The sequence below is a fragment of the Qipengyuania vesicularis genome, assembly GCF_019711415.1.
GTDB classification, from domain to species: domain Bacteria; phylum Pseudomonadota; class Alphaproteobacteria; order Sphingomonadales; family Sphingomonadaceae; genus Qipengyuania; species Qipengyuania vesicularis.
Genome location: NZ_JAIGNJ010000003.1, coordinates 86,478 through 105,917, shown reverse-complemented (window position 1 = coordinate 105,917; position 19,440 = coordinate 86,478). Strand labels below are relative to the sequence as shown.

Sequence of the window (19,440 nt, the reverse complement as noted above, 5' to 3'; positions counted from 1 at the left end):
GCACTAGTCCACCGTTCGGCGGTACAAGTGCCAGGTGGCATGGCCGAGTACCGGTAGCACCACGAAGAGCCCGAGGAAGAAGGGCAGGATCGCTGCAAAGAGCGCGAGCGCAATGACGAATGCCCAGAGCAGCAGCACACCGAAATTGGCGCTCAGGGCTTTGAAGCTGGTGATGATCGCGGTGATGAAATCGACGTCGCGATCGACGAGCATCGGCAGGCTCATCAGTGTAATGGCGTAGAAAACGAAGGCGATGACACCGCCAACCACTCCGCCCACGGCAAGCATCGTAAGCCCCAGCTCGGAGGTCAGGAATGCTATCCCTTCGCCAAGGCCGGCAGCAGAGGCGAAGATGGCGAAGATCATGTGCGCGATGATCACCCAGAAACTGAATCCCACGAAGATAATCCCGCCCATCAGCAGCAACTGCTCGTCCCCACGCCCCCGCAGTGCGCCGAGCACCGTACTCCAGTTGGTAGGCAGTCCATACTCGAGCCTGCGGCTGACCTCGTAGAGCCCGACCGCGGCGAAAGGCGCGAAGAGCGGGAAGCCGGCAACGGCGGCGATGAGCCAGCGGGTCTCGCCGCGAACCATGAAGAGGTAATACAGTCCCAAGCCCGCCGCGACATAGAAAGACGCAAAGAAAAGGCCATAAACCGGCCGCGCCAATAAATCGCTCCATCCCTGTCGCAGGGCCGCGGTCAGATCACGGATTGATAGGTCGGTCCGGACTTGCGCGGGGTGGTGCTGGGCTTCGGCGGTCACATTCCCTCTCCTCTTGCGGGAATGTGCCGCGCAGGGCGGCCCTCTGCAAGCCCGCCTCGCGCAGCGGGAAGTGTCTACCCCTGCTCTTTTGCCTTTGGCTCTACGATACCCTCGCTCAGCCTCCGCAATGCCGTTCGACACGGTTTCTCCAGCAGCACAAGTGCGAGGTGGGAGATCGCGAACAGCACGGCGAAGCGCAATGGTAGTTCGATGATGGTCGGCAAATCGACCAGGTATACCTCGTTCATCAGTCGCTGGACGGGCCGGTGGAAAAGGTAGATCCCGAAGGATATCTCGCCGAGCCAGACTGCAACAGGCAGGCTCAGCATCCGGTTCGCCCAGCAATCGCCGGCAGCCATCGATGCAGCGACGATACAACCGCAGGCGATCAGGGCCCAAGGCTCGATGTAGATCAGCCGGTGGACGTTGTTCTGGTAGGCGATGAAATAGACCGCAGCATAGAGCAGGAGTGCAGCGATCAAACCGACATGCGCCCAGCCAGGCCTCAGCTTCTTGAGATCATCGCCCAGCAAGGCGATCAGGATCCCGATGAAGAAGACGTGCACATAACTGAAGATGTCGACCGAATTGGCGGCCCCACCGAGCAACCAGGCCCACACCAGGCCCGCCGCTATCGTGCCGGTCGCGAGGAGCCTGCTGAAACCGAAACGACTGGTAACCCACCAGAAAAGCATGAACAGGAAGTAGAACTGGAATTCGACGCAGATCGTCCAGATCGTCATGTTCGAACCGTAGAGCAGGAGGTGATCGTCGACCTGCCAGGGTTCCAGATTGAAGATGTGCACTTCCGGAATCGCCACGTTGATCGCGGCCACGGTAATGACGACGAACGCGAACAACGGGTATACGCGAGCGAAGCGGGCGCTGATGTAGAGCCACGCAGTGCGCAGGTCGAAGGTCTTGGGCAGATAGAGCTTGCCCATCAGGAAGCCGCTGAGGACAAAGAACAGGACCACACCAAGGCTGGCTGAACCCGGGAAGCCGAAATGCCCGACGACGACGGTCAGTGCAGCCATGCCGCGCAATCCGTGTAGCGGCTTGATCAGATCGCCATGCGTCACTCGGGCTCCTCCACGCCGGGATATATTCGGCGCGGCACCAAATAGGTCACCAATTCCCCAATCGTGTCAATCTGGGCCGCTACCGCCCTCTCGGCTTCTCGAGTACCTTCTTCCGGAAGCTGCACAGGTCCACTACCGGGCAACGCCAGCACTCGGGCGTACGTGCCTTGCAGACATAGCGGCCGTGCAGGATCAGCCAGTGGTGGCCGCCGAGCCGGAAGGGTTGCGGGACACGTTTTTCGAGCTTTGCCTCGACCTGTTCGGGGGTCTTGCCCTTGGCCAGGCCGGTGCGGTTGCCGACGCGCAGGATGTGCGTGTCAACTGCGAAGGTTTCCTGCCCGAACCAGCAGTTGAGTACCACATTGGCCGTCTTGCGGCCGACGCCGGGCAGGCGGACGAGGTCATCGCGCGTATCCGGGACCTCGCCGCCATATTCGTCGACCAGTAGCTGGCTGAGGGCGATCACATTCTTGGCCTTGGAGTTGAACAGGCCGATCGTCTTGATGTGCTCTTTGAGTCCCTCCTCGCCCAGGTCGAGCATCTGCTGCGGCGTTTCCACTTCCCGAAACAGTGCGCGGGTAGCCTTGTTGACCCCCACGTCGGTCGCCTGGGCCGACAATGCCACGGCGACTACCAGCTGGTAGCAATTGCCATATTCCAGCTCTGTCTCGGGCGAGGGATTATCCTCGGCAAGGCGGCGGAAGAATTCGAATATCTGGTCCTTGGTCATGGTCCCGGAGCTATCTTGGGCGATGCCTTATGCCTGCACGCAGCAACGGCAAGGCCGCGACGATCCATATCGCGGAGAAGAACAGCAGCGCGGCACCTTGCTCTTCGCGAAGTTCGGCGGATTGCAGTAGCGGCCACCAGGTCCCGGCCAGCGCAATGATCATGGCCGCAAAGAGGAAGCGCGAGGGAAGCTGCGGGAGCAAGCGCGAGGCCTTCATCCAGTACAGTATCGGCAATCCGACCACGCCGGCGATCGCGAGGACCACCGGCGCGAGATAGCCCTGCGTTTCGTGAAGATAGGCCATCGCATAGCCGATTACACACAATACTCCGCCGACAAATACGCCGCACAGGACGGCGAATACCCTCACAGCCCCAGGACCTCCTCCATCGAATAGCGCCCGGCATCGCGCCCTCGCAGCCACTCGGCCGCACGGATCGCGCCGCGCGCGAAGATCATGCGATTTTCCGCGCTATGCGACAGGGTCAGGCGTTCTTCGTCGCCGGCGATGATGACGCTGTGCTCTCCGGCGACCGTTCCGCCCCTCAGCGCTGCAAAGCCGATGGCACCGTCGGCCCGTGCACCCGTGTGACCATCGCGGCCACGCTCTGAATTTCCGGAAAGCTCGATGCCGCGTCCAGCGGCAGCTGCCTCGCCGAGCAGCAGCGCCGTTCCCGAGGGTGCATCGACCTTGCGTCGATGGTGCATCTCGACGATCTCGATGTCCCAATCGCTGTCGAGGCGCGATGCCGCCTCGCGCACGAGATGGGCCAGCAGGGTCACGCCGAGAGAGGTATTACCCGTCTGCAGGACCGGGATCCTGCGCGCCGCTTCGTCAATCGAGCCATGGTGCGCCTCGGAAAGTCCGGTGGTCCCGACGACGATAGGGATGCCCGCGTCGGCAGCGGCATCGAGGTTCGCCTCTAGCGCGGAAGGGGCAGAAAAATCGACCAGCACGTCGGAAACCGCGGCCAGTTTGCGCACGTCGTCGCCCTTGTCCGCGCCGCCCGAATAGTCGTGTCCCGAGGCTTCGAGAACCTGCCTCAGGGCTTCGCCCATTGCGCCCTTGCTGCCGATAATACCGATGTTCATTCGTGTTGGGCCCTATCGCCTTGCTGCTCTTGGGCTGGGTATTTCGTCATGCCCAGTGGCTTGCTACTTGAGGGCAATGACACAGATACGCAACATCGTCATCCTGACCGGCGCGGGGATTTCGGCGGAAAGCGGGATCGACACCTTTCGCGATGCCGGTGGCTTGTGGGAGCAGCACCGTGTCGAGGATGTTGCCACTCCCGAAGGTTTCGCGCGCGATCCCGAACTCGTCCAGCGCTTCTACGACGCACGGCGAAAGGCGGTGCAGCAGGTTGCGCCCAACCGCGCACACGAAGCGCTGGCGCAGCTCGACCGGGCATGGGAAGGCGAGCTGCTGATCGTGACGCAGAATGTCGACGATCTCCACGAACGCGCAGGTGCAAGACGCGTGCTGCATATGCACGGAGAGCTGCTGAGCGCGCTCTGCTCCAGCTGCGACTCCCGGCACGAGTGGCGTGAGCCGCTATCCGAGAGGCCGGCCTGTCCCGGATGCGGTCAGCCTGCTTTGAGGCCCGATGTCGTGTGGTTCGGTGAGATGCCCTACCAGATGGATCGCATCTACGCGGCCATTCGCCGGGCGGACCTGTTCGTGAGCATCGGCACCAGCGGCGCCGTCTATCCGGCAGCAGGTTTCGTGCGCGACGCGCGCGAGTTCGGCGCACGCACGCTGGAACTCAATCTGGAACGGAGTGAAGGCTCGTACTGGTTTCACGAATCGCGCCAGGGTCGTGCCGGGGAGTTGGTGCCAGCATGGGTGGAGCACCTGCTCATGCCCAGCTGACTACGCTCAGGGACGCTGGGCGAGCTTCTCGTTGATCCGTGCCGTGGCGGCCTCCATGTCGATGGCGATCTGCTTCCATTCGGCCGTGTTTTCGTAGCCGCCTTCTTCGTTCAGCATCATGATGTCGGCACGCCGATCGTCGAGTCTGCGGTATACGATCCGCAACTGCTCGAGCTCATATTCGAACCGCTGGTCAGGGGTCATCTTCGAAGGGTCTGGCGGAGCGAAGTAGGCCCTGCGCTCGGCGTCCTCCTTCTCCCACTGACGGGTAAAGTCGACCGCTTCGGCGACGGTCTGCGGTTGCTTGCCGTGCAGGTGGCGCTCGAAGTTTCCGCATGCGTATTTCGTCTGCGCGATATGCCGCAGCGCATAGGTCTTGAAGACGCCGGCATCCTCGGGCGCGAGCGAGGACGCAATATCCGCCACGACATCGGCATTGCCGAGATCGAGTTCGGACAGGGGTTTGGCATAGGGGTCCTCGAAGCAACCGCCCAATGTAGCGAATGCCGCGAACGCTATTGCCAAACTCAAGGGATTCGAACGCTTCATCGCCCCGGATTCTAGGAAGATATGCCTAATTTACCATGAATACGGCTGGCGCCTGCCGCAGGATTGTCACCTACTGCCGCAAGCCTTGCAGGCGGGGTCCTTGGCGATCGAGAACTGGCGCATGCCGGGCTTGATGCCGTCGAGCAGGTTGACCCGGCTCCACTGCGGATCGCCATAAGCGCTAACCCCAGCGAGGAGGACGCGAATCGCATGCAGCGCGGCGAAGCTCGCCACCCATCCCGCCATCGCGCCGAGGATGCCGTCCTCGGCGCAGGTGTCGCAATCATCGGCATCGAAGGCGTCACCGACGAAGCAGCGATAGCAGGCCTCTTCGGGCAGGTGACCGGCGAAGGCGCCGACCTGGCCCTGGAAACGGCCGACCGCGGCTGAAACCAACGGGACCCCTGCCTTCACACAGGCATCCGAAACGGCGAGGCGGGTGGCGAAATTGTCGGTGCCATCCAGGACGAGGTCCACGCTCTCTACCAGCGCGGCGGCGCGTGTACTGTCGATCCGCCTGTCGCTGATCTCGACCTCGAGCGCCGGATCGAACAGCTTCACCCAGCGCTTGGCCGAAGTGGCCTTGCCGTGCCCGATGTCGCGTTCGTTGTAGAGCGTCTGGCGCTGGAGGTTCGAGGCATCGACCTTATCGTCATCGACGAGAGTTAGCTTCCCGATCCCCGCGGCTGCCAGATATTGAAGTGCGGGGCTGCCGATCCCGCCGAGGCCGACCAGCACGAGGTGCTTGCCAGCCAGCGCGACCTGACCTGCGCCGCCAACTTCGGGCAGGACGATATGACGGGCGAACCGTTCGAGGCGTTCGGGCGACAGGCTCATGGCCGCTCTTCTTCGACCCGCTCGCGCTTGAATCCGTGCATCCCGTTCCACCATTGCAGCGCGATTACCGCGCCCTTGGAAGGCTGGAGCAGTCCGATGAGCATGACGATGGCGAGCGAAATGATGATCGCGAGGAGCACGGGAAGCGACAGCGAGAAACCGGTTACGAGTGCGATAATGACCGGAGCAAGCAAATGGCCGGTCACGAAGATCCCGATATAGGCAGGAAGATCGTCTGCCCGCTGTCCCGAAATATCGAGATCGCAGTGCGCGCACCGATCGACCGGCTTGAGCCAGCGACGGAACAGACGGCCTTCACCGCAACGCGGGCAGCGGGAGGAAGCACCGCGAAGCATGGTCGCTGCAAAACTGCGGGGAAGGGTTATGCGTTCGCTCATGCGCGTCCCTTTGGACGCTCACGCGCGCGCTGTCGACAAGCCTGTGAACAAGCTGTCGATCAGCGGTGCATGGAGGAGTGCGGAGCCTGCCTCAGCTTTCGAGCTGGCGCAGCAGGCTGCGTACGTCGCCGTCCATATCGGCATCGCGCTGGCGCAGATCCTCGATCAGGCGAACGGCGTGGATCACGGTCGAGTGATCGCGACCGCCGAACTTGCGGCCGATCTCGGGATAGCTGCGCGGCGTGAGCACCTTGGAGAGGTACATCGCCACCTGGCGCGGGCGGACGACGGCGCGGGCGCGCCGCTTGCTCGACATCTCGCTGCGGTCGATCCGGTAGAACTGGCACACGGTGCGCTGGATCTCGTCGATCGTGATCCGGCGGCGGTTTGCCGAGAGGATGTCGGTCAGCTGTTCTTCGGCCAGCTGGAGCGAGACCTCCTGCCCCGTCAGCTGCGCGTAGGCGATCAGCTTGTTGAGGCCGCCGACCAGCTCGCGGACGTTGCGGGTGATCGTGCGGGCGAGGAATTCGATCACGTCCTCGGGCACGGCGAGCGGCGCGAACTTGGTGAGCTTGGAATGCAGGATCTTCTTGCGCAGCTCGATATCGGCTGGCTGGATATCTGCAACCAGACCCATCGAGAGGCGTGAAAGGAGCCGCGGCTCGACCCCGTCGAGAGCCTGCGGCGCGCGGTCTGCAGCAAAGACAAGGCGTTTGCCTTCGGCCAGCAGCGCGTCGATCGTGTAGAGCAGCTCTTCCTGCGCGGAAGCCTTGCCGATGATGAACTGGATGTCGTCGACCAGCAGCAGGTCGAAGCTGCGCAGGCGAGCCTTGAATTCGATCATCCGATTGGCCTTCAGGGCCTGGACGAACTCGACCATGAAACGCTCGGCGCTGCAGTAGAAGATGCGGCTGCGGCTGTGCGTTTGTAGGAAAGTGTGGCCGATGGCGTGGAGCAGATGTGTCTTGCCCTGGCCGGTCGCACCCTTGAGGTAGAGCGGGCTGAATTGCGGCTTCTCGGTCGCAGACATGCGCTGAGCCGCATTGAAGGCTAGGATGTTCGCTTCGCCGGTAATGAAGGCAGCAAAGGTCAGCGAGGCATCGAGGCCGACGCTCGAAGTGAAACCCGAATCCCCGAGCGTATCGGCGCCGATCGCCATCATCGATGTGTCAGCATCATTTGCCGGACGGCGGCCATCGGTGTGCAGCTGGAGGTCGGCGACCTGGCGACGGCCCGGGTGCACCGAAATGGCGACCTTGCGCACTTCGCTGCGCGCGATTTTCCAGGCCAGGCTCAGCCGGTCGGCAAAGCGATCCTTGACCCAGTTGGCGCTGAATTCGGTTGGCAAGAAGAGATCGAGCGTGCCGGATTCCGGATCGATCTTGCCCAGCTGGATCGGCTTGATCCACTGGCTGTGAAGCTGGTGACCCAAATCTTTCCGCAGCCCCTGGCTGATATCAGCCCAGTCAGCCGCGAGGTTCACCGCCTCGAGATCTTCCATGTCGTCAGTCGCCTTCCGCTTGCCCGCAGGCTCACCCGTTCTTGCCATTGCTCTTATCATTCCCCCGAACGACCCACCGGATCGTGCATCCAATTATTGTATGCCTGGGGAGTAGGCACGGCTCCGCCCTTACCCGGAATCGCGAGATTCTCGGGTGGTCCCTCCCCATTGGCCATCGATGTGAAAACCCGGGCTGTCCCCCCCGGGCATTCCATTGTGTAGGTCGCACCCGTGATGAGTCGCAAGGGGGATAACTGCAAAAAATCTGAAATAAACTTGTTGACTCACCGCTACCCCGCAGGGCTGCGTTGATGTGCTTGAAATAACGAGATTTTGTCCGATCAGGGTATGCGAATCGCGGGTTTTTCGTGACTTAGGTTGCGTGGCCGCGACCGCAGCATTTCGAAGTGCAACGCAAACGTGACGAGGGGGCCACCGCGTTGCGCGGCGACCCCCTCGTTGGAATACCTATCCGGCCGGAGCCGGAAGCGAATCAGAGCGCTGCGACGCGCTTCGTCAGGCGGCTCAACTTACGCGATGCAGTGTTCTTGTGCATCACGCCGCGAGCAACACCGCGAGCCAGTTCGGGCTGTGCATTCTTGAGCGCCGTCTGGGCGGCATCCTTGTCGCCGGCTTCGCAGGCCGTCTCGACCTTCTTAACGAAACCGCGGATGCGGCTCATTCGCGCACCGTTGATTTCGGCGCGGCGGTTGTTGCGACGGATGCGCTTCTTGGCTTGCGGCGTATTGGCCATGTCTGTCCTCGATCGGGCCGCACGTAAACGCGGCGGAAATTCTGTCTGGTCGTGTCGAAAAGGGCGGAAGGACCGCCGGAAAGCGGCGCACTTAGCGTCGGCCTTGCGAATCGTCAAGCGAAAGCGGAACTACGCAAGGCGTCCCTTGTTGGCGTATATGGGAAGGGCCCAAGAGAAGGACAAGTGGTGACCGACAAGCTCGAGATGACCGAAGACGAATGGCGCGCCAAGCTGACGCCGGAACAGTATCATGTGCTCCGCGAGAAGGGCACCGAACGCGCCTTCACCGGCAAGTACGACAAGAACAAGGCCGAAGGCGAATATCACTGCGCGGCCTGCGGGCAGCTCTTGTTCGAAAGCGACGACAAGTACGACAGCGGTTGCGGCTGGCCCAGCTTCACCGCGCCTGCCGGAGGGGAAGCGGTTGAGGAGCATCGCGACACCAGCCATGGCATGATCCGCACCGAAGTGGTCTGCTCGAAATGCGACGGTCATTTGGGACACGTATTCCCGGATGGCCCCGGCGAGACCGGCCTGCGCTATTGCATTAACTCCGCTGCGCTCGATTTCGAGCCGGAGGATTGAGCCCGCCCCGGCGCCAAATTGCCCGGCGTTAACCCGAGGTTCCATCTCGCCATGACAGATCGTGGCCCTTATATGGCAGCGCATTCGATCACGAAGGGTATCGCGACGCATGGATAAGAGAGGCAGCCGCCGCAAGAACAGCCAGCGCAAGGCGCGCGCGGCACGGGCGGAGGCGGAAGGCAAGCGCGATTTCAGCCGTGTGAAATTCTGGGCGAAGAGGCTTTCGCTCTGGGGCGGCGGACTCGCACTGCTCGCACTGGTGTTCCTCGGCATCGCGGTGGCTTTCGCGGCGCGTTCGCTGCCGAGCTATTACCAGCTGAAGGCAACCCAGACTGCACAAACTATTGTCGTGCGCGCGCGCGATGGTTCCGAACTTGTCGAAATCGGGCCAAGCTATGGCCGGTGGCTGACCTATGACGAAATCCCCCAGGTGATGAAGGACGCGATGGTCGCAGTCGAGGACAAGCGATATTATTCGCACCCCGGCGTTGATCCGATCCGCCTGACCGGAGCGATCGTCGAAGGCGTCACCGGCACCCGTTCGCGGGTTGGCGGCACCTCCACGATCACCCAGCAGCTGGCCCGCAACGTCTTCCTCAACTCCAATCGCACGGTCGACCGCAAGCTGCGCGAGGCGATCCTTGCGATGGCGCTCGAGTGGAAGTTCTCCAAGGAGCAAATCCTCGAACTGTACCTCAACAAGGTCTATTTCGGGGGCGGCGCCTATGGCATCGATAGTGCCAGCCGCAAGTTCTTCAGCCACCCGGCCGACCGGCTTTCCGTGGGCGAGGCGGCAATCATTGCCGGACTTGTGAAAGCTCCCAGCCGCTATTCGCCGACCGCCGATGTCGATGCGGCGGTAAGCCGCGCGAGCGTGGTGCTGCGCCTGATGCGCGAGCAGGAGAAGATCAGCGCGAGCGAGGCGCGCGTCGACGTATCGGCGGTCAATCTCAAGCAGGAAGCAAGTACCAATTCGGTCCGCTACTTCACCGACTGGGCGCTACCGCAGCTCGATCTGCTGCTGCCCGAAACCTTCGAGCCTATCGAGGTCTGGACCACCCTCGACCCGGGTATGCAGAAGGCCGCGACGGCTGCAGTGGCCGGCAACGCGCCGGAAGGCACACAGGGAGCCCTCGTCAGCCTTGATCGGGACGGAGCAATCCTCGCTCTCGTCGGCGGCACCGATTATGTCGAGACAAACTACAACCGCGCGACCAACGCCCTGCGCCAGCCGGGCTCGAGCTGGAAGCTGTTCGTCTATCTCGCAGCCCTGGAAGCGGGCTATACGCCCAACGACCGCGTCGTCGACACTGAGGTTTCGATCGGCGGCTGGGCCCCGCGCAATTCGAATGGCCGCAACATCGGCGAGACCAACCTGCGCACGGCCTTCGCCTACTCCATCAACACAGTTGCGGCGCAGCTTGGCAATGAAGTCGGCTTCAGCCAGGTCGCCTCGATGGCGCGGCGGTTCGGGATCACGACCCCGATCAACACTTTCCCCGCCATGGTGCTGGGTTCGAACGAGGTCCGCCTCCTGGACATGACCCGCGCCTTTGCCGCAGTCTCGGCGGGCGGCCAGTCGGTCGAACCCTATGGCATCGTCAAGGTCACGACGGCCGATGGCGACCTTCTCTACCAACACGAACGCGCCCGCACCACGCAACTGGTGCCGGACCATGTTGCACGGGGGATCACCGATCTCCTCCAGACCGCCGTGCAGACCGGCACAGGCCGCGCCGCGCAGATCGGGAGGCCGGTGGCAGGCAAGACGGGTACCACCAGCTCCAACAAGGACGGCTATTTCGTCGGCTTCTCGAGCGGAATCACGACCGGCGTGTGGATGGGGCGCGACGACAACCGTCGGGTCGGCGGATTGCAGGGCGGCAGGGCGCCCGCCCAGGCCTTCGCATCCTACATGCGCTATGCGGTAAAGGATCGCCCGGTGGAGGAATTCGACGTCGAATTGCAGCTGCCCGAATGGCAGCTCGACGAGGAAGACGACTTCTTCTTCGGCGATCCCGACGACTATTACTATATCGATGAGCAGGGCAATCTGATCGAGCCGGGTCGCAGCGAAGGCCCCGCAGGTGCCCTGCCAGGCCAGGACGGCGAGGAGAACGGTCTGCGTCCCCGCGTGCCGCCTGCCGGGCAGCGCGTACCGGGGCAACGGACCCAGCCTCCCACGGGAAGGGGCGCCGATGGCGCTCCGCAGGCAGTCGATGACGACTTTCTCGACGGGGTGATCGGGCGCGACGAAAGACGCCGACCGGAAGAAGACCGCCCATCCAATTGAAACGAGAAGGCCCTCCCGGCATGAACCGGGAGGGCCTCGTCACTTGCGCTGTTGCTGAATCCTAGCGGAGCCGCACCGCGATATATTGCGGCGAACCACCGCGGCGCTGGACGCGCAACAGGATCGCTTCCCTATCATCGGCCTGAGCGCCGCGAACAGCTTGCTCGAGATCGGCAATCGCAGTCACCGGTCGATAGTTCGCCGTCAGGATAATGTCGCCGCGTTGCAGCCCCTTGCGCGCCGCGTCCGAATTCTGGTCGACCGACGCGATCACGAGACCGCGCGTATCCGCATCGGCACCAAGCTGGCGCGCGATGGTTGCTGTCAGCGGCATGACTTGGAGCCCGAGGTTGTTCTCGATCACCTCGCTATCGCCGGGGACCATGTCCTCTTCCGGCTCGGCGTCCGGATCGAACATCTGGCTCTGGCGGAGTTCTTCCTCGCTCGGGCGCTTTCCGACAGTGACATTGATGCGCTGACGTTCGCCATCGCGCAGCACAACGACCGGAATGGTCGTGCCCGGAGCGATGTTGGCAACGAGATAGGACAGGGTCTGGTCAGGCGTTACATCACGGCCATTGACCGAAAGGACGATGTCGCCCGCTTCGATTCCCGCACGCGCAGCGGCTTCGCCGGGCTGGACCATCTGGACGATCTCGCCGCGATTGCGCGGGAGACCAAGCGAAGACGCAAGATCGTCGGTCACGGGCTGGATCTGGATGCCAAGATAACCGCGCTCGATCTCCACGCCGCGCACCAGCATGTCGACGATCGGCTCGGCAGTCTCGGCGGGGATGGCAAAGCCGATGCCCACACTGCCGCCCGTCGGGGAGATGATGGCGTTGTTGATGCCGATCACATTGCCCTGCATGTCGAATAGCGGGCCGCCCGAATTGCCGCGATTGATGCTGGCATCGGTCTGCAGGTAGCGGTCGTATGCACCGCCGCCGGTATTGCGCAGCACGCTTGAGACTATGCCGCTGGTAACGGTGCCGCCAAGGCCGAAAGGGTTGCCGATTGCGATGACCCAGTCACCCACGCGCGCCTGCGCGGAATCGCCGAAACGCACGAAGGGAAAGGGTTCGCGGCGATCGACCTTGAGCACGGCGAGGTCCGATTGGGGATCGGTTCCGACGAGTTCTGCCTCATACTCGGTGCCGTCGGGCAGGGTGACCGTGATCTCGGTAACCGAACCGCGGCCGTTGGGGCTCACGACGTGATTGTTGGTGACGACATATCCGTCAGCCGAAATGAGGAAGCCCGAACCGAGCGACTGGCCTTCGCGGAACTGCGGCTCGGCCTCTTCCTGATCCTGCCCGCGGCGCTGGTTGAAGAGGCCTTCGAAAGGCGTGCCCGCGAAAGGATTGCCATTGCGGGTCTGCACTTCGATCCGCTGGCGGGTCGAGATGTTGACCACCGCAGGCTGCAATTGCTCGGTCAGGTCGGCAAAGCTTTCGGGCGCACCTGCACGCGGGACCACACGGGCCATTTGCGAATCGTCGTTCTGGGCGACCTGTGCGCCTGCAGGAAATCCTGCGAGCGACAGGGCTGCACCACCGGCAAGCAGGGTGGCGGTTACGGAATAGGCATATCGCACTGGTTTAACGTCCTCTTTCAGATCCTCGATTTCCGCGATTTCGCGAGCATATCTAGCCTATGCGCGCGAAGCACCGCGGTTCCGCACAGCAGACTGCGGGCGGGGGCTTAATACGCGTTGAACGGCGGGCTCTTGCGGCCCGCGCATTCGACAAAGGGTCAACGACGTCCGCGGAACTGCTGCAGATACTCATTGTCCGGCGAGAGGATGATGCTGCTAGCCGCATCGCCATTTTCGGGCGAGAAGGTCGCATCATAGCTCTGCATCGCGCGATAGAAGTCGTAGAATTCCGCATCCTTGCCGAAACTCTCGGCATAGATGCGCGCGGCTTCTGCGTCCGCCTCTGCACGGATGATACGGGCATCGCGTGAGCCACCGGCACGGATGGTTCGGGCTTCGCGCTGGCGATCCGATTCCATGCGGGTAAAGGCGGACTGCAGCGGCGCTTCGGGAAGGTCGGTGCGCGTGATCTGCACATCGACAACTTCGGCGCCGTACTGGCGGGCCTGACGATCCAGATTGCTTCGGACGTTTGCGAGTGCCGAGCCGCGTTCGGCGGTCAGCATGGCCTGGAAAGTCCTGCGACCGAGTTCCTGACGCAAGACGGAGTTGAGGATCGGTTCGAGGGCCGAACGGACACCATCGGTCGTGCCGGCACGTTCTACCATTCGGATCGGGTCTGTAATCCGGAAGCGCGCATAAGCATCTACCAGCAATCGCTGCTGGTCATTCGACAGCACTTCCTCATCGGTCATTTCGAGGTCGAGTAGACGGCGCTCAATCCGTACCAACCTGTCGACGAATGGTGCGCGTAAATAAAGGCCGGGGCCGGTGTCGCTGCCGACAGCATTCGCGACGCCGATGGGGTTACCCGTTCGAACGCGAACAACCTGTTCTTCTTCCGGGACCACATAGGCACTCATGCTGAAGCCGACTAGCGCCAGCGCGAGCGCGATGATAGTCAGGCGATGGTCTTCCCACAAACGCTGCATGTTACTGTCCTTCCGGCGCGGTCACGGTGGTGGCGGGCTGCGATTGCTGCGCGCGGCGCCGGATTTCGGGAAGCGGTAGATAAGGAGTCACACCTGGAGCTTCCACGATGGTCTTGTCGGTCTTGCTGAGCACACGCTCCATGGTCTCGTAATAAAGTCGCTGCCGCGTGACCCGCGGGGCAAGGCGGTACTGTTCGTATACCTTGTCGAAGGCTTCGGCTTCACCTTGCGCCTGTGCAAGCACTTGCTGAGCATAGCCTTGCGCCTGGTTGCGCGCAGCGTCAGCGTTCTGTTCGGCTACCTGCACATCGCGGAAAGCATCGACGACTTGGCTGGGCGGGTCGGCTTTCTCGATTTCCACACCGAGGACGCGAATACCGGCCTGGTAGCCATCAAGCGTGGTTTGCATCCGCTGGAGAACGTCCAGTTCGATCGATGCACGCCCTTCACCCGAGAACGTCTCGTCCAGCTGCTTCTCAGCCACTGCGGCGCGCATGGCCGCTTCTGCGACCTCCTGAACAGTTTCTTCGGGATCGACTACACGGAACTTGAATTGCTCCAGATCCTTGATGTTCCAGCGCACAATATAGCTGAGATCGACGAGGTTCTGGTCGCCTGTCAGGATCAGTTTGGCCTGGCTGTCGTTGCCAGGAATACGGATCGGGCGAACACCTTCCACATTCTCGATATCGACCGTTTCGATCGGGAACGGGAACGAGAACTGAAGGCCCGAATCCATCGTACGGCTGTAGTCGCCCAAGCGCTTGACCACCGCTTTTTCCTGCGGATCGATCAGATGCGTGCTGGTCGCAAGCACACCGAGCGCGAGAATGCCGACCACCACAACCGGGAACCAGCTCTTGCCGCCGGGGCGCTGAGGGAATCGGAAGTTCGGACCGCCGGGGCCGCCGCCCTTACGGCGCGGGCCTTCGGGGCCGCGGTTCTTGAAGATGTCTTCTATGTTGGGGCCGCGCTTGCCGTCGCCGCCCGATCCGGGCGGAAGCCATGGATTGCGAGGGCCCTTACCCTTGTCGCCCTTAGGCGCGTCGTCGTTGCCGGAGCCCGAGGAATCGTCGCCCTCACCGCCCCACGGATTGTTTCCTGCCATTGCTAGGCGGATCCTCTGTCCAAGCCCGTCCAAAATTCTCATATCTGTCTTATAGGTAGCCTTTGTAGGAAAAACAGGGGTTGCGGCGCGCTTTTCGATGATACAGCAGCGCCTTCCATGAGCCGCGCCGATTTTTCCGCCGATTTGCCCCCCGAACTTGCCGCCCGCGTCACGGGATCGGTGCTCAATGAAGGGCGGGCAACTGTCGTCGTGGATGCGGCCGGTCTCGACGAGGACGCGCGGAGCGCTGTCGAGGGCGCGATCAGCGACGCCGTCGGCGCGCGCGGGGATGTGAACGAAGTCCGCGTGGTGATGACTGCAGAACGCAAGGGCCCGCTCATCATAGCGATCGGATCGGGCAAGGGCGGGGTTGGCAAATCCACCCTGACCGCCAATCTCGCGATTGCACTCGCCCGGACCGGTGTGAAGGTCGGGCTGGTCGATGCGGACATCTACGGTCCATCGCAGCCGGTCATCTTCGGGACGCAGGGGCGCAAGCCCGAAGCGCGAGAGAACAAACCCGTTCCGCTGGACAGTGAGTTCGGCGTGCCGCACCTCTCCATGGGTCACCTCGTCGCGCCCGGAAAGGCGCTGGCCTGGCGCGGCCCGATGGCGTCCGGTGCGATTACCCAGTTGATCGAAGCCCATTGGAGTGGCGATACGGAAGTCCTGCTGGTCGACCTGCCTCCGGGAACCGGCGACGTGCAGCTCACGATGATCCAGAAATTCAAGCCGGCCGGAGCGGTGCTGGTCTCTACCCCTCAGGATCTTGCCCTGATCGATGCCGCGCGCGCGGGGCAGTTGTTCGATACAGCCGGCGTCCCTGTGATCGGGCTGGTCGAGAATATGTCGGGCTATGCCTGTCCGTCCTGCGGCGAGGTTTCCGATCCTTTCGGAGCTGGTGGTGTCGAAGCAGCTGCCGAGAGACTGGAACTGCCGTTCCTCGGGCGCATTCCGCTCGACATGGCCATTCGACAGGGCAGTGACGCAGGTAAGCCGCCTGCAGCCGGAGATGCGGCGATTGCCCAACCCTTCATCCAGATTGCCGAAAGGCTTCGGGCATGGATATCCGCGAGAGGCTGAGCGGCATAGAGGTATCGCGCCGCAAGGTCTTGGCGGGCGCGGCGGCAGGCGGCGGATTGTTGCTCGCCTGGACCTTGTGGCCGCGCGACTACCGGAGCCCGCTCACTGCCCGTGAAGGCGCTGAGGTTTTTGGCGGCTGGCTCACGATCGGGCGCGACGGCGTGGTCACTGTCGCCATGCCGCAGCTCGAGATGGGTCAGGGCATCGGCACGCTGCTGGCCCAGATCGCGGCGACCGAGCTCGGTGCCGATTGGCGCCAGGTCGGGATCGATACGGTCCCGCCCGCAGGTCATTTCGCAAACCTGCCACTTGCAGCGGAGTGGTCCTCGCTCTGGGAAGGATGGCTGGGCGCCGGCGACGAAGCTGACGACTGGTCGGTGGGCCGCTTTGCCCGGCGGAACGATTTTTCCGCGACTGCCGCCGGGACCAGCCTCGCGGCCTACGAGCTGCCTTTGCGCGAGGCAGCCGCCAGCGCGCGCGACATGCTCACCCGCGCTGCCGCCGAAAACTGGGATGTCCCGCATGAGCAATGCCAGGTGGTCGAAGGGTTCGTGATCCACGAGCGCAAGCGCCTGCCCTTTGGCGAGCTGGTCGACCGGGCGGTAGAATTCGATCCCCCCGATCCGCCCCCGCTGCGGCCCGATGCGGCTTTCGAGGAGCCGCTACCGGGTGAGGGCGACGCGCCGACCCTCTTCCCGCGCCTCGACCTGCCTTCCAAGGTGGATGGGAGTCACCTCTTTTCCGGCGACGTCCGGTTGCCGGGCATGGTCTATGCCTCGGTAAGGCATGGCCCTATCGGGCTTCCCGAACTGCTGCCCGTTGACGAAGCGCGGGTCCAGGGCACGCGCGGACTCCTGGCCGTTGTGAAATCGAAACGCTGGATCGCCGCGGTTGCCGAGAGCTGGTGGATCGCGGATCAGGCATTGGCCCGGTTGCGACCGCAATTCACCGGGCCGGGCGCACTCGATCAATCCGCTCTGGAAGCGCAGATGGAGCGAGTGGTGGCAGCGGGCGAAGAGACCGCAGAGAGGATCGAGACTATCGGGGAGCCCGATGGCTACCTTGCGGACCCGACGATCGTCCGACGTTACGATGTGGCGGCAGCGCCCCATCTTCCGCTTGAGACTGCGACGGCCACGGCGCGGTATGCCGATGGCCAGCTGGAACTGTGGATCGCGTCGCAGGCCCCGGCAGCAGCAAGAGATGCGGCTGCAGAAGCGATCGGCATTTCGCCGTCCGACGTGATCCTTTACCCCATGCCCGCCGGGGGAAGTTTCGATGCGCGACTGGAGAAGCAGCATGCCATCGAAGTTGCCCAGATAGCAGAGCAGGTTGGGCGTCCGGTGCAGCTGACCTGGTCTCGTCCCCAGGACATGCAGATGGCTCCCTATCGCGCGCCGGTGGTGGGAGAAGTTGCTGCCACTCTCGGTGCGCAGGGCCAGCCGGTTGCGATGCGCACACGGATCATTTCCCCTTCATGGATGCGCGAGACCGGCCACCGCCTGTTCGACAACTACGTTTCCGACGCAGCCAAGCGCGAAAGCAGCGGCGAGGGCGATCCGTTCGTTGTCGAAGGTGGCGTACCGCCTTACAACATCGCTCATATCGCAGTGGACCATGTGCCAGCAGACATCGCGCTGCCGACAGGTCGGATGCGCGGCGGGGCTCAGGCCTACACGGGCTTCATCACCGAGAGTTTCGTCGACGAACTGGCGCGCAACGCCGGACGCGATCCCTACCTCTATCGAATGGCCATGCTGACAGGGGCTCCGCGTATGGCCGAGTGCCTGCAGCGCGCCACAAGGCTGGGAGACTGGAGTGGCGCAACAGATGGGTCGGGCGAGGGGATCGCCATGGTCCGCATGGGCCGCGATCCGGCAAACGCGGGACATATTGCCTGCGTCGCCCACGTTTCGCGTGGCGAGGGAGGAATCCGGGTTCGGCAGTTGAGCGCGGTGGCCGATATCGGGCGTATCGTGAACCTCGATATAGCGCGCCAGCAGATCGAGGGCGGATTGCTCTTCGGAATGGGTCTTGCGCTCGGCGCGCCGTTGCAATTCGACACCGGCCATCCCGTGCCGCGAACCCTTGGAGAAATGAACCTGCCGGGGCTGTCCGAAGCGCCCGATATCCTCATCGACTTCGTGTCGAGCGAGGCAGAACCCTTCGATCCGGGCGAACTGGGCGTGGCAATCGCCCCGCCGGCGATCGCAAATGCACTCTTCGCCTTGACTGGCGAGCGTTCTTACCGTCTGCCGCTGGGCCCATGACCTGGCAGCAGCAAAACCTCCCCGCCGATCATCCGCCCGTGAAATCCGGAAAGGTCGGGGTGCTGATCGTAAACCTCGGCACACCCGACGCGCCCGAGACGGGACCAGTGAAGCGCTACCTCGCCGAGTTCCTCTCGGACAAGCGCGTGGTCGAGATACCTTCGATCGCCTGGCAACCCATCCTGCGCGGGATCATCCTCAATACGCGTCCGAAGAAAAGCGCCCATGCCTATAGCCAGGTCTGGACGGAGGAAGGCTCGCCGCTGGCGGTGATTACCCGGCAGCAGGCCGAGGCGATGCAGGCTAGGCTGGGCGATAGTGTGCAATTGGATTGGGCGATGCGCTATGGATCGCCGTCGATACCCGGCCAGCTCCAGAAACTGATGGACGCAGGGTGCGAGCGCATTCTGCTCGCGCCGCTCTACCCGCAATATTCGGGCGCGACGACGGCGACCGTGGTCGACAAGGCGGCTGACAAATTGCGCGAGATGCGCTGGCAGGCGAGCCTCAGGATGTTGCCGCCCTATCACGACGATCCGGCCTATATCGATGCGCTGGAAGAGGACGTCACCCGCCAGCTCGATGCGCTCGATTTCGAGCCTGAAGTGCTGTTGTTGAGCTTTCACGGTATGCCGCAGCGCACGCTGGAGCTGGGCGACCCCTACCATTGCCACTGCCAGAAGACTTCGCGCCTGTTGCAGGAACGCCTCGCCGGTCGCGACCTCAGGATCCGCACCACATTCCAGTCGCGCTTCGGCCGGGCCAAGTGGCTGGAGCCTGCCACCGACACGGTGATTGGCGAAGAAGCGGCGAAGGGGACCAAGCGCCTTGCGATTGCAGCTCCCGGCTTCTCAGCGGATTGCCTTGAAACGCTGGAAGAACTCGCGATCCAGGGGCGCGATCAGTTCTTCGAGGCAGGCGGTGAGAGATTCACGGCGCTTTCGTGCCTGAATACTTCCGATGCTGGTCTGGCGATGCTCGAGAAGCTGTTGCGGCGCGAACTCGGCGGATGGATTTAGATTG

Annotated in this window: 19 protein-coding genes; 6 read left to right on the top strand and 13 right to left on the bottom strand. The window is 63.0% G+C overall.

Translation table 11 applies throughout. The features are described from left to right. Positions 1-3: 3 nt before the first annotated feature. From K3146_RS09295 to dapB, 5 genes are all read right to left on the bottom strand, one after another. Positions 4-765: a DUF2189 domain-containing protein gene (locus K3146_RS09295; protein ID WP_221546021.1), complete on the bottom strand. Its 762-nt coding sequence runs from the start codon at positions 763-765 to the stop codon at positions 4-6. Positions 766-839: 74 nt separating this feature from the next. Next, the gene (locus K3146_RS09290) at positions 840-1,847 is read right to left on the bottom strand and encodes an acyltransferase family protein (protein ID WP_221546020.1); all 1,008 of its coding nucleotides are present in this window, start codon (positions 1,845-1,847) and stop codon (positions 840-842) included. 79 nt (positions 1,848-1,926) lie between these two features. Next, positions 1,927-2,577 (bottom strand): endonuclease III, encoded by a 651-nt coding sequence (gene nth / locus K3146_RS09285; protein WP_221546019.1) that lies wholly within the window; start codon positions 2,575-2,577, stop codon positions 1,927-1,929. A 10-nt stretch (positions 2,578-2,587) separates the two neighbouring features. Beyond that, positions 2,588-2,947 carry a hypothetical protein gene (locus tag K3146_RS09280; RefSeq protein ID WP_221546018.1) on the bottom strand — a complete coding sequence of 120 codons (360 nt, stop codon included), beginning with the start codon at positions 2,945-2,947 and terminating at the stop codon, positions 2,588-2,590. Further along, entirely contained in the window at positions 2,944-3,669 is a 726-nt protein-coding gene (dapB, locus tag K3146_RS09275; protein ID WP_221546017.1) for a 4-hydroxy-tetrahydrodipicolinate reductase, read from the bottom strand. The genes K3146_RS09280 and dapB overlap by 4 nt, the downstream gene beginning before the upstream one ends. A 76-nt stretch (positions 3,670-3,745) precedes the next feature. Between dapB and K3146_RS09270 the strand changes: the two genes are divergently transcribed. Beyond that, positions 3,746-4,450: an NAD-dependent deacylase gene (locus K3146_RS09270; protein WP_221546016.1), complete on the top strand. Its 705-nt coding sequence runs from the start codon at positions 3,746-3,748 to the stop codon at positions 4,448-4,450. A 6-nt stretch (positions 4,451-4,456) separates the two neighbouring features. Here the strand turns inward: K3146_RS09270 and K3146_RS09265 are convergent, their stop codons facing one another. From K3146_RS09265 to rpsT, 5 genes are all read right to left on the bottom strand, one after another. Continuing rightward, positions 4,457-4,981, bottom strand: coding sequence for a hypothetical protein (locus K3146_RS09265; RefSeq protein ID WP_221546015.1), 525 nt, complete (start codon positions 4,979-4,981; stop codon positions 4,457-4,459). An 84-nt stretch (positions 4,982-5,065) separates the two neighbouring features. Then, positions 5,066-5,836: a HesA/MoeB/ThiF family protein gene (locus K3146_RS09260; protein ID WP_221546014.1), complete on the bottom strand. Its 771-nt coding sequence runs from the start codon at positions 5,834-5,836 to the stop codon at positions 5,066-5,068. Next, positions 5,833-6,234: a DUF983 domain-containing protein gene (locus tag K3146_RS09255; RefSeq protein ID WP_221546013.1), complete on the bottom strand. Its 402-nt coding sequence runs from the start codon at positions 6,232-6,234 to the stop codon at positions 5,833-5,835. Before K3146_RS09255 ends, K3146_RS09260 begins: the two co-directional genes overlap by 4 nt. Before the next feature lie 91 nt (positions 6,235-6,325). Beyond that, the gene (gene dnaA, locus K3146_RS09250; RefSeq protein ID WP_221546012.1) at positions 6,326-7,783 is read right to left on the bottom strand and encodes a chromosomal replication initiator protein DnaA; all 1,458 of its coding nucleotides are present in this window, start codon (positions 7,781-7,783) and stop codon (positions 6,326-6,328) included. A gap of 445 nt (positions 7,784-8,228) precedes the next feature. After that, complete coding sequence (gene rpsT, locus K3146_RS09245) at positions 8,229-8,489, bottom strand: 30S ribosomal protein S20 (RefSeq protein ID WP_221546011.1); 261 nt, start codon at positions 8,487-8,489, stop codon at positions 8,229-8,231. A 186-nt stretch (positions 8,490-8,675) separates the two neighbouring features. Between rpsT and msrB the strand changes: the two genes are divergently transcribed. Both msrB and K3146_RS09235 read left to right on the top strand, forming a co-directional pair. Further along, entirely contained in the window at positions 8,676-9,074 is a 399-nt protein-coding gene (msrB, locus tag K3146_RS09240) for a peptide-methionine (R)-S-oxide reductase MsrB (protein WP_221546010.1), read from the top strand. Positions 9,075-9,183: 109 nt separating this feature from the next. Continuing rightward, positions 9,184-11,367 (top strand): PBP1A family penicillin-binding protein, encoded by a 2,184-nt coding sequence (locus K3146_RS09235; protein ID WP_221546009.1) that lies wholly within the window; start codon positions 9,184-9,186, stop codon positions 11,365-11,367. A gap of 61 nt (positions 11,368-11,428) precedes the next feature. On the opposite strand, the gene K3146_RS09230 is transcribed toward K3146_RS09235, so the two are convergent. The 3 genes from K3146_RS09230 to hflK all read right to left on the bottom strand — a co-directional run bounded on the left by K3146_RS09230 (position 11,429) and on the right by hflK (position 15,064). Next, entirely contained in the window at positions 11,429-12,964 is a 1,536-nt protein-coding gene (locus K3146_RS09230) for a Do family serine endopeptidase (RefSeq protein WP_221546008.1), read from the bottom strand. 158 nt (positions 12,965-13,122) lie between these two features. Further along, positions 13,123-13,956: a protease modulator HflC gene (hflC, locus tag K3146_RS09225; RefSeq protein WP_221546007.1), complete on the bottom strand. Its 834-nt coding sequence runs from the start codon at positions 13,954-13,956 to the stop codon at positions 13,123-13,125. Position 13,957: 1 nt separating this feature from the next. After that, positions 13,958-15,064, bottom strand: a complete 1,107-nt coding sequence (gene hflK / locus K3146_RS09220) for a protease modulator HflK (protein ID WP_247711184.1) — start codon at positions 15,062-15,064, stop codon at positions 13,958-13,960. Between the two features lie 117 nt (positions 15,065-15,181). Between hflK and K3146_RS09215 the strand changes: the two genes are divergently transcribed. The 3 genes from K3146_RS09215 to hemH are packed head-to-tail and all read left to right on the top strand — an operon-like array spanning position 15,182 to position 19,436. Then, positions 15,182-16,147: an Mrp/NBP35 family ATP-binding protein gene (locus K3146_RS09215; protein WP_425594595.1), complete on the top strand. Its 966-nt coding sequence runs from the start codon at positions 15,182-15,184 to the stop codon at positions 16,145-16,147. Beyond that, positions 16,126-18,417, top strand: a complete 2,292-nt coding sequence (locus K3146_RS09210; protein WP_221546005.1) for a molybdopterin cofactor-binding domain-containing protein — start codon at positions 16,126-16,128, stop codon at positions 18,415-18,417. The genes K3146_RS09215 and K3146_RS09210 overlap by 22 nt, the downstream gene beginning before the upstream one ends. Then, positions 18,414-19,436 carry a ferrochelatase gene (hemH, locus tag K3146_RS09205; protein ID WP_221546004.1) on the top strand — a complete coding sequence of 341 codons (1,023 nt, stop codon included), beginning with the start codon at positions 18,414-18,416 and terminating at the stop codon, positions 19,434-19,436. The genes K3146_RS09210 and hemH overlap by 4 nt, the downstream gene beginning before the upstream one ends. Positions 19,437-19,440: the final 4 nt, after the last annotated feature.